The 14,664-nt window shown below is 70.2% G+C and carries 14 protein-coding genes; 10 read left to right on the forward strand and 4 right to left on the reverse strand.

Translation table 11 applies throughout. The features are described 5' to 3' along the window. Positions 1-7: 7 nt before the first annotated feature. Positions 8-1,249, reverse strand: a complete 1,242-nt coding sequence (locus AC5RVV_RS07785; RefSeq protein ID WP_494000754.1) for an MFS transporter — start codon at positions 1,247-1,249, stop codon at positions 8-10. 134 nt (positions 1,250-1,383) lie between these two features. After that, on the reverse strand, positions 1,384-2,433 hold the full coding sequence (locus tag AC5RVV_RS07790; RefSeq protein ID WP_494001306.1) for an iron-siderophore ABC transporter substrate-binding protein: 1,050 nt from the start codon (positions 2,431-2,433) through the stop codon (positions 1,384-1,386). 253 nt (positions 2,434-2,686) lie between these two features. Here AC5RVV_RS07790 and AC5RVV_RS07795 point away from each other — a divergent pair, with 253 nt between their 5' ends. The 10 genes from AC5RVV_RS07795 (at position 2,687) to AC5RVV_RS07840 (ending at position 11,913) form a co-directional block, all read left to right on the forward strand. After that, a complete protein-coding gene (locus tag AC5RVV_RS07795) occupies positions 2,687-4,399 on the forward strand; it encodes an amidohydrolase (protein ID WP_494000755.1) in 1,713 nt (570 codons plus the stop codon). After that, complete coding sequence (locus tag AC5RVV_RS07800; RefSeq protein ID WP_494000756.1) at positions 4,396-5,832, forward strand: NAD(P)/FAD-dependent oxidoreductase; 1,437 nt, start codon at positions 4,396-4,398, stop codon at positions 5,830-5,832. Before AC5RVV_RS07795 ends, AC5RVV_RS07800 begins: the two co-directional genes overlap by 4 nt. Positions 5,833-5,844: 12 nt before the next feature. Next, a complete protein-coding gene (locus AC5RVV_RS07805; protein ID WP_494000757.1) occupies positions 5,845-7,323 on the forward strand; it encodes a gamma-aminobutyraldehyde dehydrogenase in 1,479 nt (492 codons plus the stop codon). 145 nt (positions 7,324-7,468) lie between these two features. Further along, the gene (locus AC5RVV_RS07810; protein WP_494000758.1) at positions 7,469-7,981 is read left to right on the forward strand and encodes a methylated-DNA--[protein]-cysteine S-methyltransferase; all 513 of its coding nucleotides are present in this window, start codon (positions 7,469-7,471) and stop codon (positions 7,979-7,981) included. Positions 7,982-8,028: 47 nt separating this feature from the next. Further along, positions 8,029-8,553, forward strand: a complete 525-nt coding sequence (locus tag AC5RVV_RS07815; protein WP_494000759.1) for an RNA polymerase sigma factor — start codon at positions 8,029-8,031, stop codon at positions 8,551-8,553. Continuing rightward, a complete protein-coding gene (locus AC5RVV_RS07820) occupies positions 8,550-9,182 on the forward strand; it encodes a methylated-DNA--[protein]-cysteine S-methyltransferase (RefSeq protein WP_494000760.1) in 633 nt (210 codons plus the stop codon). The genes AC5RVV_RS07815 and AC5RVV_RS07820 overlap by 4 nt, the downstream gene beginning before the upstream one ends. Further along, a complete protein-coding gene (locus AC5RVV_RS07825) occupies positions 9,179-9,844 on the forward strand; it encodes an alpha-ketoglutarate-dependent dioxygenase AlkB family protein (protein WP_494000761.1) in 666 nt (221 codons plus the stop codon). The genes AC5RVV_RS07820 and AC5RVV_RS07825 overlap by 4 nt, the downstream gene beginning before the upstream one ends. A gap of 70 nt (positions 9,845-9,914) precedes the next feature. Further along, on the forward strand, positions 9,915-10,517 hold the full coding sequence (locus tag AC5RVV_RS07830) for a DNA-3-methyladenine glycosylase I (RefSeq protein WP_494000762.1): 603 nt from the start codon (positions 9,915-9,917) through the stop codon (positions 10,515-10,517). A gap of 145 nt (positions 10,518-10,662) precedes the next feature. Then, positions 10,663-11,055, forward strand: coding sequence for a universal stress protein (locus tag AC5RVV_RS07835; protein WP_494000763.1), 393 nt, complete (start codon positions 10,663-10,665; stop codon positions 11,053-11,055). 3 nt (positions 11,056-11,058) lie between these two features. Then, positions 11,059-11,913, forward strand: coding sequence for a DNA-3-methyladenine glycosylase family protein (locus tag AC5RVV_RS07840; RefSeq protein WP_494000764.1), 855 nt, complete (start codon positions 11,059-11,061; stop codon positions 11,911-11,913). Positions 11,914-12,007: 94 nt separating this feature from the next. On the opposite strand, the gene AC5RVV_RS07845 is transcribed toward AC5RVV_RS07840, so the two are convergent. Continuing rightward, complete coding sequence (locus AC5RVV_RS07845; protein WP_494000765.1) at positions 12,008-12,919, reverse strand: aldo/keto reductase; 912 nt, start codon at positions 12,917-12,919, stop codon at positions 12,008-12,010. 89 nt (positions 12,920-13,008) lie between these two features. Further along, positions 13,009-14,313 carry an MFS transporter gene (locus tag AC5RVV_RS07850; RefSeq protein ID WP_494000766.1) on the reverse strand — a complete coding sequence of 435 codons (1,305 nt, stop codon included), beginning with the start codon at positions 14,311-14,313 and terminating at the stop codon, positions 13,009-13,011. Between the last annotated feature and the right edge of the window lie 351 nt (positions 14,314-14,664).

Genomic DNA, 14,664 nt, shown 5'->3' on the forward strand with positions numbered 1-14,664 from the left:
GCGGGGCTCACGCGGCCGGCGCTGTGGGGCTCACCGGGGTGAAGGCGAAGCGGTCCCGTCCAACCAGCAGCCCGATGGCCGCCTGCGCCACGGCAATCAGGCACAGCAGCGCCAGGGAGGTTTCCCAAGCCCCGGTGGCGGCGAAGAGCCCGCCGAAAATCGGCGGACCGGCGGCGGCCAGCAGGTAGCCGATCGACTGGGCCATCCCGGAGAGGGCGCCGGCTTCGCGGTGGGTGCGGGTGCGCAAGCCGAAGAGCGAGAGCGCGGTGACCAGGGAACTGCCGCAGCCGAAGCCCGCCACCAGCACCCAGAACAGCATGACCTGCGGCATCAGCATCATGCCCAGGCCGCCTGCCACCACCACCAGGGGCGGCAGCGAGGCGGCCAGGCGCTGGGTCGGCCCGCGCAGGGCAACGGGGGTCAGCAGGCTGGATACCACGCCGATCAGCTGGAACAACATGAGGTCCCAGCCGGAGGCCAGGTCCCCGCGGCCGTGAAAACGTTCCAGAGTGGGCAGCCACGTGATGAGAATGTAGAAGGTCATCGACTGCAACCCCATGTACACCGTCACATGCCAGGCGAGGCCGGACTTCCACACCGAACCGCGCACCAGCGCCGGGGCCGCGGCGGCGGCACGGGCCCGCTCTTCGGCCGCGGTGCCGCCGCGCAGGCGGGGAAGCCACAGCAGCACGGCCGGCACCGCCAGCACCACGAACGCCGCCAGGGCGAAGCGCCAGCCGGCCGGTCCGCCGCCCACCGGAAGGAGCGCCAGCGGCACCGCCAGGCCGGCGCCGAGGGAGGCGCAGCCGCCCAGCACCGCCGAATAGGCGCCGGTCAGCGAGGCCATCCGTTCCGGGAAGTCCCGCTTGAGCAGCGCGGGCAGCATCACGTTGCAGACGGCGATGGCCGCACCGACCAGGAAGGTGCCGATCCACAAATTCGCGATGGCGCCCGGAACCGGCCGCAGGAACGTCCCGGCCACCAACAGCATCAGGGCCCCGAAAACCGTGCGCTCGACGCCGAACTTCTCGCTCAACCCGTGCGCCAGCGGGGACACCGCGCCGAAGGCCAGCAGCGGGATCGCGGCGAGCACGCCCAGGGCGGTGGTGCCCAGTCCCGTGTCCGCGCCGATCTGGTCCAGCAGCGGGCCCACGCTGGTCAGCACCGGGCGCAGGTTGGCTGCCACCAGCAGGATGCCGGCGATCAGCAGCCCGGCGGACAACGACTGGCTGGTCCCGCGGGTCTTCACCGCCCCACCCCTTCCGCGTTAGGCAATCTCCGGAAACCTTATGCGACGGGACAGGCAAAGGGGCACCCCCGGCACTGCTCACGCTGCGCGGAGCGTGGCCCCTCGCCGTCGTCCTGGGGATCGGCGGCCGCGGGCTACTTGGCGGCGGCGGCGTCAGCCGCGTCAGCGGCCTCGGCGAGCATGGGCAGGAAGGTATCCAGCGCCCACGGCAGGCTCAGCGGCGACGCGGCGGAAATGGACAGGGTCAGCGTATTGTCCGAGTCCGCCACCAGCGCGCCGTCCTTAATCGCCGGGATCTGGCCCAGCAGCGGGTCCTTGGTGATTTGCCGGGCGGTCTTGTCGTCCGGCACCCAGGTCACGAACACATCGGATTCCAGTTCGTTGGCCTTCTCGGCCGACCAGGGAATGAAGAACTCGTCGGAGCCGGCGGTGGCCTCGGTGACAACATCCGCCTGGACCATGCCGATGCTGGTGAGGAACTTGGGCCGGTTGTCGTTGGCGGTGTAGACGTTCACGCCGTCGCCCTTGGCCGGTTCCAGGTTGCCGTAAATAAAGCTCTTGCCAGCCAGCTGCGGGTACTCCGCGGCCTTGGCCACGATCGTCTGCTCGGTGTCGGCCACCAGATCCTCGGCAGCCGCACTGCGCCCGAGCGCCTGACCGATCAGCCGGGTGGAGTCCTGCCAGTCCGTGCCGTAGGGAGTCTCCGGGTAAGCGACGACCGGGGCAATCTTGCTGAGCGTGTCGTAGTCCTCCTGGGTCAACCCGGAGTAGGCGGCAAGGATGACGTCCGGGGCCAGCTCGGCAATCTCGTCAAAGGCGATGCCGTCCGCCTCGGAATACAGGGTGGGCGCATTCTCGCTGCCGATCGCGGTGCCCAGCTCCTCCAGCTTGGCGTCCCGCCACGGGGTGGACCCGTTCTCGTTTCCGCCCCAGTCTTCCTTGGGCATGCCGACCGGAACCACGCCCAGCGCCAGCGACACATCGGAATTAACCCAGGACACGGTGGCCACGCGTTCGGGCTGCTCCTCGATCACCGTCTCGCCGAAGGCGTGTTCCACCGTCACCGGGAACTGGTCCGACGCCGCGGCCGACGGGCCGCCCTCGGAACCTCCGCCCGCGGGACCGGTGGAACAGGCGGTCAGGGACATCAGGACGACGGCGGCGGCGGCAGCCAATCCGCGCATGCGTGAAAGGGCCAACTCGGGCCTCCTCGGATCAAGGAACGGGAACAAAAGTAAGGGTAGCCTACGCTCACGCGGATTAAGCAACTACTTCGTTGCGTATTTCGACGCCGGAGCTCCCGGGCTGCCGGCAAAGCCGGACCGGCGCCGTCACGTACCGGGGAACCGGGCCAAAACCGTTGACAAAGGGACCCGGCCACTGTGTCATAAGTGAAACCCATTCATTTCCGGCATCCGCCGGGTCAGAGGAGCGGCCATGGCGGCGGACTGGATCTTTCACTCCGGCAGGATCTTCGATGGACGCCGCCTGCTGCCCGGAACCCCGGCGGTTGCTGTCACGGGCGGGGTAATCACCGCCATCGGAACGGACGCCGAAGCCCGGGCGGCGGCGGGACCTCATGCCACCGTCGTGGACCTGCGCGGCCGACTGCTGGCGCCCGGCTTCACGGACGCCCACGTCCATGCCGTGATGGGCGGGATGGAACGGTTGGGGTGCGACCTGTCCCTGTGCGCGGGTGCCGACGAGGTGCTGGCCCGGATAGCCGCGTGCGCCTCCTCCACCGACGGGGGGTGGATCACCGGCGGCGGCTGGCACAAGGCGGATTTTCCGGGCGGCTATCCGACCCGGCAGGCGCTGGATGCGGTGGTCCCGAACCGCCCCGTCTATCTGGTCAACGCGGACCACCACAGCGCCTGGGTCAACAGCCGCGCGCTCGAGTTGGCCGGCATCGATGCCGCCACCCCCGACCCGACAGACGGCCTGCTGGAGCGCGATGCCTTCGGAAACCCGGCCGGAACCCTGCACGAAGGTGCCATGGACCTGGTCAACCGGGTCATCCCGCGGGCGACGGTCGAGGACATGCGGGCCGGCTTGCTGGAGGCCCAGCGCTACCTCCACTCGGTAGGCGTCACCGGATGGCAGGAAGCGATCCTGGGCGACTACGCCGGTTATCCGGAGGCCAGCGCCGCGTACCGGGCCTTGTTGGACGAGGGCCTGCTGACCGGCCGCGCCGCCGGAGCCCTTTGGGTGCCGCGGAGCACCAGCCTGGCCACGGTCCCCGCCTTGGTCGCAGACTTCATCGCCCGCCGGGAGCAAAATGCGGCGGCCGGTTTCCGCACCACCAGCGCCAAGATCATGGTGGACGGGGTGCCGGAGAACCGGACCGCCGCCATGTTGGAGCCGTACCTGCAGCCCTGCTCCTGTGCCGGCGCGGCGGGACACGAAGGCCCTGCCGCCGCGGGCAACGCGGCGGACGGTCCGTCGGCGGGCCGTGGGCTGACCTATCTTCCCGAGGACGTTCTGGTGGCAGTGGTGACGGCGCTGGATGACGCCGGATTCGACCTGCATCTGCATGTAATCGGCGACCGTGCCGTGCGGGAGGGACTCGACGCCGTCGAGCATGCCCGGCGCGCGAACGGCCCCGGCAGCGGCCGGCACCACATGGCGCATCTGCAGATCATCCACCCAACCGACGTCGCCCGTTTCGGCGAACTCGACGTCACCGCGAACCTGCAGGCGCTCTGGGCCTGCAACGATGCCCAGATGCGCGAGCTGACCGTGCCGCTGATCGGCGAGGAACGGGCCGGCTGGCAGTACCCGTTCGCCTCCCTGGCCGCCTCCGGCGCCCGGCTCGCGATGGGCTCGGACTGGCCGGTGTCCAGCCCGGATCCTTGGCAGGCCATCCACGTGGCGGTGAACCGCCGGCACCCGGACGACGGCTCCGACGGGCCGCTGCTTCCGGGCGAGGCGCTGTCCCTGCAGGCCGCGCTGGCCGCCTATACCTCCGGCTCGGCGTGGCTGAACCGCGAGGACGACGCCGGCCGCATTGCTCCCGGAGCGCCGGCCGACCTGGCCGTGCTGACCCTCGACCCGTTCAGCCTGCCCCCGGAGGAACTGCACACCGTCGGCACCGATTTGACACTGGTGGCCGGCCAACCGGTTTTCGAACGGCAGGGGGCGCCGGCATGAAAACGTTCTACGACCGTGCCGAAGAGCAGATCCCGGCCGCACGCCTCGACGCCGCCTTGGCCGGGGCGTCCCCGACGCCGTTCTGGCTGGATGATCCCTCGCGCCCCGCACCGCTGTCGTCCTTGCGCGGCACGGTAACGGCGGACCTGGCGGTGGTCGGCGGCGGCTACACGGGCTTGTGGACCGCGCTGCTGGCCAAGGAGCGCGACCCGGACCGCTCGGTGGTGCTTTTGGAGGGCAATCGCATCGGCTGGGCCGCGTCCGGCCGCAACGGCGGCTTCTGCGAGGCCAGCCTGACCCATGGGAGCGCGAACGGGCAAAGACACCTCCCGGGCGAAAACGAACTGCTGGACAAGCTCGGTTTGCAGAACCTGGACGAGATCGAAGAGAGCCTGGCCCGGTACGGGATCGACGCCGGCTTTGAACGCACCGGCACGCTGTCCGTGGCCACCGAAGAGCACCACGTCGGCTGGCTTGCCGAGGAGGCCGCCGAGGACCCCTCGCTCGAGTTCCTCGACCAGGCCGCCGTCCAACAGCAGGTGGCCTCCCCCGCCTACCGGGCAGGGTTGCGGGACCGGCGGGGAACGGCGATGGTGCACCCCGCGAAACTCGCCTGGGGGCTGCGCGACGCCTGCCTGCGCGCCGGCGTCGAGATGTATGAACACACGCCGGCACGCTCCCTGTCCCGGCGGGCGGGGTCCATCCTGCTGCGCACCGACGCCGGCTCCGTGGCCGCCGGACGCGTCGCGCTGGCGACCAATGCCTTCCCGTCGCTGCTGGCGCGCACCCGGCTGCATACCGTCCCGGTGTACGACTACGCGTTGATGACGGAACCGCTGACCGGCGGGCAACGGGAATCGCTGGGCTGGTCCGAGCGGTTCGGCATCGCCGACAACGACAACCGTTTCCATTACTACCGGCTGACCACCGACGCCGACGGGCAGGACCGGATGCTGTTCGGCGGCTACGACGCCGTCTACCACTACGGCAGGTCGCTCCGGCACGGCTACGACCACCGCCCGGAAACGTACCGCCGCCTCGCCGCCCACTTCGCCGCCACTTTCCCGCAACTGGCCGACGTGCGCTTCAGCCACGCCTGGGGCGGTGCCATCGATACCTGCAGCCGCTTCTTCTCCTTCTTCGACACCGCCTACGCCGGCCGGGTGGCCTATTGCGCCGGCTTCACCGGCTTGGGCGTGGGAGCGTCGCGCTTCGGCGCCAACGTGATGCTGGACCTGCTGTCGGGCCGGCCGACCGAACGGACGGAGCTGGAGCTGGTGCGGCGGAAGCCGCTGCCGTTCCCGCCCGAGCCGCTCGCCTGGCTCGGCATCAAACTCACCACCGCCGCCCTGATCCGCGCCGACCGCAACCGGGGACGACGCGGCCCCTGGTTGAAAGCCATGGACGCCGCCGGCATGGGCTTCGACTCGTAAAGGAGACAAAGGATGCACCAGTACATTAACGGCGGACTTCGCGAGGGCCGCGGAGAACGCGTTACGCGCGTGAACCCGGCCACCGGCGAGGCTGCTGAGGCCATCGCCTATGCCTCCGGGGCCGACGTGGACGACGCCGTGGCGGCGGCCAAGACCGCCTTCCCGGCCTGGGCCGGCGCGACGCCCGCGGAACGTTCCGAGGCCCTGCTGAAGCTGGCGGCCGAACTGGACCGCAGGGCCGCGGAACTGGCGGCGGTGGAGACCGCGCAGACCGGCAAGAGCATCCGCCTGGCCACCGGATTCGACGTTCCCGGGACGGTCGACAACGCGGCGTTCTTCGCGGGCGCGGCGCGCCAGTTGCAGGGAGTGGCGGCCGGTGAATACGGCACCGGCGGCACCTCGATGATCCGGCGCGAGCCGATCGGCGTGGTGGGTTCCGTGGCGCCGTGGAACTACCCGCTGCAAATGGCCGCGTGGAAGATCCTTCCGGCGATCGCCGCCGGCAACACCATTGTGCTCAAGCCCTCCGAGCTCACGCCTGGCACCAGCCTGATCTTCGCCGAAGCCGCTGCCGCGGCCGGAATACCGGACGGCGTGGTCAACATTGTCACCGGCAGCGGCCGGGAAGCGGGCGAGGCTCTGGTGACCCACCCGGATGTGGCCATGACGTCCTTCACCGGCTCCACCGCCGTCGGACGCCGCATCATGGCGCTGGCCGCGGCGCGGGGGAACCGCGTGCACCTGGAGCTGGGCGGCAAGGCACCGTTCGTGGTGTTCGACGACGCGGACCTGGAAGCCGCCGCGCACGGGGCGGTGGCCGGCTGCACCATCAACGGCGGCCAGGACTGCACCGCCGCCACCCGGGCGTACATCCAGCGGCCGCTGTTCGACGCTTTCACCGCACGGGTCGCCGAGCTGATGGAACTGGTAGTGGTGGGCGACCCGACCGACGATGCCACCGACATGGGCTCCCTGATCAGCCGCGCGCACCGCGACAAGGTGGCTGGCTTCGTGGACCGGGCGCGGGACGCGGGGGCGAAGATCCTGGCCGGCGGCGCGGCTCCCGGCGCCGACCTGGCGGACGGCGCCTACTACCGGCCCACGCTGGTCAGCGGCATCGGGCAGGACGCGGAAATAGTCCGCGAGGAGGTCTTCGGCCCGGTGCTGACCGCGATCCCGTTCGACACCGACGGCGAGGGCCTCGCACTGGCCAATGACACCCAGTACGGGCTGGCTGCCTCCGCGTGGACCAGCAGCCTGGCCCGTTCGCTGCGCGCATCGGCCGAGATCCAGGCCGGCTGCGTCTGGATCAACGACCACATCCCGATCGTCTCCGAAATGCCGCACGGCGGGTACAAGGCGTCCGGTTTCGGCAAGGACATGTCCGCCTATTCGCTGGAGGACTACACGAACATTAAACACGTGAGCATGGGCAGCGACCCGGCCGCGCACAAGGAATGGCAGGACACCGTGTTCCGCTACCGCGGCTGATCGGCACCCGGCGGCACGCCGTCGCGGAGACACGTCGTCCTGGGCTGCCGCCGCCCGTAGGAAGCGGGAACAGTAGCGCGGGGCTCACCTTAACGCGCGCCGGAACGTCTGCACGGGAGAGAATGAAAGCGGACGAAGGAGCGCCATGACCCGCGTGCACACCCTCATCGACACCCCGCTTGGGGAACTGACGGCCGTCGCCGAGGACGGGTCGCTGACCGCGCTCTACTTCCCGGGCCACAAGCGGCTGCCGACTGCCGACACGTTCGGCGAGCGCACCGCCGTCGGCCGCGAAGCAGTCTTTGCAGCAGCCTCTGCGCAACTGGACGAATACTTTGCCGGCGGGCGCAGGGAGTTCGACCTGCCCCTGACGTTGAAGGGCGACCCTTTCAAGCAGAAGGTGTGGGCCCTGCTGCGTCACATCCCCTACGGCCAGGTCCGCTCCTACGGCCAGCTGGCGGCAGAGCTGGGCGACCCGCACCTGGCCCAGGCCGTCGGCCATGCCAACGGCCAGAACCCGCTGTCCATCGTGGTGCCGTGCCACCGGGTGGTCGGAGCGGACGGATCGCTGGTGGGTTATGCCGGCGGGCTGGAACGGAAACGCTTCCTGCTGGAGCTGGAAGAGCCGGCGGATAAGAAGGCGGGCAAGCTTTTCTGATGCCCGCCTCACGGAATGCGCCCCGCGGGCGTCTACAGGGTGTGCAGATGAAACCCTTCGAGCAACTGGTCAGCGACCACGGCGCCACGGTGCTGCGCGTCTGCCGGGTGGTGCTGGGCCCCGGGCCGGACGCCGAGGATGCCTGGTCGGAGACCTTCCTGTCCGCGCTCAGGGCCTATCCGGGGCTGCCCGCCGCCGCGAACCATGAGGCCTGGCTGGTCACCATCGCCCACCGCAAGGCCATCGACGTGGTCCGGCGGCGGGAGCGCGCTCCGGTGCCGGCAGGGTATCTGCCCGAGTCGCCGTCGACGTTGGGAATCCCCGGGAATGACGACGACGAACTGCACCAGGCCGTCGCTGCCCTGCCCCTGAGGCAGCGCGAAGCGGTCGCGCTGCATTACCTGGCCGGGTTGCCGTACGCCGAAGCCGCCGCACTGACCGGCTCCACCCCCGGAGCCGTCCGCCGCGCGGCCGCCGACGGCATCGCCAAGCTGCGGGCGTCGTACCGCGGCGGCCGGGAGCAGGACGCGGGAGCGGCCGCACACCACGCGAGTGAAGGAGTTCTGCGATGACCAACGCACAATCGGCGGCCCGGGATGCCGCGCCCGGACCCGGGCTCGACGTGCTGACCCGCCTGGATCCGACGCTGCTGGAGCGGCTGCACACCAGGCTGGAACATGAGGCCGCCGCCGAAGGCACCCTCGACCTGGCCTACGCAACCGCCGACACGCCGCTGGGGCAGCTGCTGCTGGCCGCCACGGAGGAAGGACTGGTCCGCGTGGCCTTCGATGGCGAAAACCACGATGCCGTGCTGGCCGGTCTGGCAGCCAGCGTCAGCCCCCGGATCCTGCATGCTCCGGCCCGGCTTGAGGCCGCCGCCCGGCAACTGGACGAGTATTTCGCGGGCCGGCGGCGCTCCTTCGACCTCCGGCTGGACCGCCGGCTGTCCAAGGGATTCCGGGCGGAAGTGCTCAGGCACCTGCCCGCGATCCCCTACGGCCGGACCGAAAGCTACGCGCAGGTGGCCGCCGCCGTCGGAAATCCCAAGGCAGTGCGCGCGGTGGGCAGCGCCTGCGCCACCAACCCGCTGCCCGTCGTCGTGCCCTGCCACCGCGTGTTGCGCTCGGACGGCGCCTTCGGCGGCTACCTCGGCGGGCCGGAGGCCAAGGCCTACCTGCTGGGACTGGAGGCAGCGGCGTGAGCACCCTGTTCGAGGACGCTCCGGCCGGCCCGCGCGAGATCGCGCCGGGCGCGGTGCATGTGCCCGGCTGGCTGACCGTGGAACAGCAGCGGGAACTGGTCCGGGCCTGCCGGGAATTCGGCCGCGGACCGGTCCCCTACCGCGCCGCCAAGCTGCCGGGCGGCCACGAAATGAGCGTGCGGACGCTGTGCCTGGGCTGGCACTGGGCGCCGTACAAGTACACCCGCACCGCCGACGACGTGAACGGCGCGCGCGTGCTGGAGTTCCCGGACTGGCTGGCCGAGTGGGGCCGTCGGGCGCTGGCCGACGCATCGGGGGATCCGGCCGCGGCGCAAGGCTACGAGCCGGACACGGCCCTGATCAACTTCTACGACGACACAGCGAAGATGGGCATGCACCAGGACAAGGACGAACAGGCGGACTTCCCGGTGGTTTCGCTCAGCGTGGGCGACGACTGCTTGTTCCGCTTCGGCAACACCGAAACGCGGACCAAGCCGTACACGGACGTCCGGTTGCGCTCCGGCGACCTGTTCGTCTTCGGCGGACCGGCCCGGTTTGCCTACCACGGCGTGCCCAGGATCTACCCGGGCACGGCCGATCCCGCCTGCGGGCTGACCGGCGGCCGGCTGAATCTGACCATGCGGGTGACCGGCCTGGCATAAGGGTTCGCGGTCTTCCACAGCATGTGGGGGCGGGCCTGCGGGCTGTGCCGCGGTAGGAGAGAATCGAATCATGGAGACAACCGCTTCCGGCGTAGTCCTCTGCGAGGACGGCCTGGCCCGGCCCACGTGGGCGGCGACGGATCCGTTGCTGCGCGAGTATTACGACACCGAATGGGGCATGCCCGTCCGGGGCGAGCAAGGCGTCTATGAGCGCATCACGTTGGAGGGCTTCCAGGCCGGGCTCTCCTGGGCCACGATCCTGCGCAAACGTCCCGCCTTCCGGCAAGCGTTCCATGATTTCGACGTGGATACCGTCGCCGCGTTCACCGAAGACGATGTCGAGGCGCTGATGCAGGACGCTGGAATCGTGCGGAACCGGGCCAAAATCCGCGCCGCCATCACCAACGCGAACGCCACCATCGACCTGCGCGCAGAAGGCGGCCTGAGCGACTTCGTCTGGTCGTTCCAGCCGAAGGAGACGCCCGCGCCGCGGCACATCCAGGACGTGCCCACCACATCGCCGGAGTCCGTCGCGCTGTCCAAGGCCCTGCGCAAGCGCGGCTTTGCCTTCGTCGGCCCCACCACCATGTTCGCCCTGATGGAAGCCATCGGCATGATCGACACCCACTTGGTGGACAGCCACCGCCGCGGCTCCTCCGGCGTCTGGAACTGACACCGGCTTTCACAATCACTTCACGCATCCGCCGCACCGTGGGATGCGTGCCACAATGATGTGCACCCGCTGGCTTCGGGGGAACCGGACGTGCATGTTCGACCTGGAGCCGGCACCGCAGGAGTTATCCGGTAAGGAGAGCACGTTGACGATTCTTGTTGCCTACGCCCCGCGTCCCGAGGGCCGTGCGGCCCTGAGCAAGGGCATTCAAATGGCCACGCAGAACAATGAGAAGCTGGTGGTCGTCAACGCCAGTCCGGGCGGGGCGCAGAAGGACGAGTCGTTCTCGGACACCCACGACGCGGCCTGGGTGCAGCAGGAACTGTACAATTCCGGCCTGCAGGCAGAGTTCAAGCAGTATGTCCGCGGCAAGGACGCCGTGGACGAGATCGTGGAACTGGTTGACGAGCTCTCGGTCTCGCTGCTGGTCATCGGCCTGCGCCGGCGCTCCCCGGTGGGCAAGCTGATCATGGGCAGCACCGCCCAGGAGATCCTGCTGACCGTCGACTGTCCGGTGCTGGCGGTCAAGGCCCGCTGACCCATGCAGGTCGGCCTGCCGCTGTTTCCGCCGTTCGACTCCCCGGCCGCGCTGGCTGCCCTGGCCGCCCATGCGGTACCCGGCCTGGAAACCGTCGACGTGGCCGCGGGCACCTGCACCCGCCTGTTCAACACCGGCACCGGACCGGTGCCGGTCACGGCCACCCTGTCGCCCGACGCCGTCGAGTTGGACGTCGGCAGCGACTCCCCCGCCGCCCTGAGGGAGATTACGACGGCGGTGCGCGGCTGGCTCGACCTGGACCTGGAACCGGAGCGGGTGGCGGCGGCCTTGGGCACCGGCCCGGTGCTCGGGCCCCTGCTCGCCGACCGCCCCGGGCTGCGGATCCTTGGGTACCCGGACGGCTTCGAAGGTGCCGTCTCCACCGTGATCGGCCAGCAGGTCTCGCTCGCCGCGGCCCGCACTTTCACGGCCCGGCTGGTCGCTGCCTTCGGCCCGCGGACGGTCACCGGCCTGGTGCTCTTCCCCACTCCGGAGGCCCTGGCCGCCGCCGGCCCCGACGCCCTCCGGGAGGCCGTCGGCCTGACCGGCGCCCGCGCCCGGACCGTCCAGGTCCTGGCCGAAGCCTGCGCGGACGGGCTGGACCTCTCTCCGGATGCGGACCACGCAGACACCCGCCGCCGCCTGCTGGCGCTGCCCGGCATCGGCCCGTGGACGGTCGAGTACCTCGCCATGCGGGCGCTGCACGACAGCGATGCCTATCCCGACGGCGATCTGGTGCTGCGGCGGGCCCTGGGAGTGAAAACCGCGGCCGAGGCCCGCGCGCTCGGCCGGCCCTGGTCGCCGATGCGGGCCTACGCCGTCTTCCATCTCTGGACCGCCTCGGCGTACCTGCCTTAGCAAAGCCCTGCACCGGCGGCCCGTGCAGGGGCGGCCCGTGCAGGGGCGAAAGCGGCGATTCCTTCCGGCCGCTTCGGCTCCGGGGCGTGCACCCTCATCCCCGGGCCGCAGAGCCTGCCTGCTCGATGCGTTCCAACAGCTCCGCCGGCAAACGGACCTGCGGCGCCTTGAGGTTGGAGCGCAGGTGTTCCGGTTTCACGGTGCCGATCACCGCACTGGAGACCCCTGGATGGCTGAGCACGAAGGCCAGGGCGATCTCGCTCGCGGAGAGGCCGTCGACGTCGTTGATGAACCGGTACTTCCGGCCTTGCACAAACTTGTGCCGGTGGTTCTTCAGCGCCCGCAACAGGTACCAGACGTCGCTGGGGCCGGTGATCTTGAAGATGTCGCGCGAGTAGAGGGTCTGGGCCAGCGGTGACTTCAGCTTGACGCCCACTCCGGCTTCCTGAGCCTCGGAGATCACCGGCGCCAGGGACCGGTCCACGATGTTGTATTCCAGCATGAGGGCGTCGAAAATGCCCAGCTTCAGCGCCTTCGCTGCCCCGCCGCGGCCGGTGGAGACGCCGAGCGCCCCGACCTTCCCCTGTTCCTTCAGCTTCAACACGGTGTCGATCGCGGGACCGGCCGGACGGGGGAAACCATGGAAGTGCAGCAAGGGCAGGTGGTCCAGCTGGAGCCGCCGCAGGCTGCCGTGCACGCTCTTTTCGATGGCCTGGGCCGAGTAATCCTTCACATTCCGGTTGTTGATCCAGTGGGATCCGACCTTTGTGGAGATCACCAGATTTTCGGTGCGACCCTTGAGAAGCCGGCCCAACCGCTCTTCGGCGTTGCCGCGGCTGTAATTCGGGCCGGTGTCGAAGGCGGTGATGCCGCCGTCGAGCGCCTGGCCGATCAGATGCGCCGCCTGCCGTTCGGGGAAAGCCTTCATGCCCCAGTACCCGCCGGCCCCAAAACTCAGTTCCGATACGTGCAATCCCGACCGTCCGAGCGCGCGCTTTTTCACCATGTGCCTTCCTGCAATTACAAATCTAACCATTCACCAAGCTACCCGAGGCGACTCGCCGGCCCTGCCCCGGACCGGTCGTGCCAGGCAGGTCAACGTACGACGCCGGCGCGGTTGCCGTAGGCGCGGAGGGCGACGGCCAGCCCCGAGCACAGCAGGTATCCGGCGCCCACCAGCAGCCAGCCGGTATCGAAGCTGCCGGTGGCCTCGAGCAACAGGCCCATGAGCAGCGGACCGGCGGCGAAACCGGCATACATCCCCATCGAGACAATCCCGGAGGCCGCTCCGACCCGTTCGGCCGGAACCACGCGCATCACCCCGGCGATCACCACCACGTTGGTGCCCAGCACGGTGGCCCCGTGCAGGACGACGCCCACCCAGAGCAACGCCGGGATTCCGAGCGACCCCGCGGCCAGGAACGCCCCCGCTCCGCCGAGCGCCCCGATGCCGAGCAGGATGAGCAGCGTGGAGGCCCGCACGCCCTTGGCCATGCGCCGCCCCCACAGCACCCGGGAGGTCACCCCGACGACGCCGGAGACGCCGGCTGCCACGCCGCCCATGACCAGGCTGAAGTCCAGCTCCCGGACGGTGAACAGCGGCAAGTAGACGTTGGTGGCCTGCATGCCCAGGCCGGACAGCAGTGCGTAGCCGGCGAACAGCCAGACCGAGAGCGGGAACCGGGCCGGCGCGCCGGTACCCTCGGTTTGCTTCGTGCGGCCCGCTGGGCCCGGCGGGGCGGCCGGGGTGCTTGCGCCAGGTGCGGCCGGGGCAACGGCCGCCGGGGTGGCGGAAGGCGCCGCGTGGGCGGGAGGCCCCTTCGCCGCCGTCGTTTCGGTGCCCCGTTCCGGGAGTTGGCGCAGGCCGTAGAGCAGCAGCCCGACGGCGACGACGGCCGCCAGGGCGGTGGCGCCTTGCCAGCCGGCCCAGAGCGCGGCGACGGGGAAGAACAAGCCCGAGAACAGCTGGCTGCCCTGAACGCCGGACTGCTTGACCCCGATCCAGCCCGGGCGCTTGGGTGCCGGAACCTGGGTCATGATGATCCGGTTCGTGGTCGGGTTGGAAATGGCCTGCGCGGGGCCGGCCAGCAGCGCGGCAATCACCAGGACCAGGTAGTGGTGGGACAGTGCGGCGACCACCAGGGCCACCGCTGTGCCGGCGAAGATCAGGATCAGCTGGGCGCGGCTGGAAATCCGGTCGCTGAGTTTGCCCAGCCACATGCTGGAGACCGCGGCGCTGGCGAAAATGGCCGTGGCCAGCAGGCCGAATTGGCCCTCGCTGATGCCCAGGTCGTCAATGACCAGCGGGCTGACGGTGCTCAGGCCGTAGTTCAGCAGCGGGCCGACGCCCATGGCGCAGGTCAGGACGAAAAGCAGTGCGCCACTGGGGTGTTTGGACATACTGCTCTCCTCGCTGCCCGGGTCGGGCTCCGTCCAGCAGGCTACTCCCCGCGCCGAACTTCCGGCGGCAGGCTTCGCAGCAGAAGGGTCTCCCGCCGTAACAATGGAGAGTTGGCTCACGTTTGGCGGCGCCGGCTGGGCTCGGCCGCCCCAGTGGTGCCAAGCCCGGGCGCGGGAGGGCGCGGCAGTGGGCTTCCACACCGCCGGCGGGCAGTCGCGGAGCTACCGGCGGCGACCCGGCACCAACTCAGCCGGCAGCCCGGGCCAGCGCCCTGCCGGCGGCCTGCCCCACACCCTGTCTTCTTGCGCGGGGCCCGCCTGCTTGCCCGGGGCCCGCCTGCTTGCCCGGGG

The sequence above is a fragment of the Arthrobacter sp. MDT2-34-1 genome, from assembly GCF_059091365.1.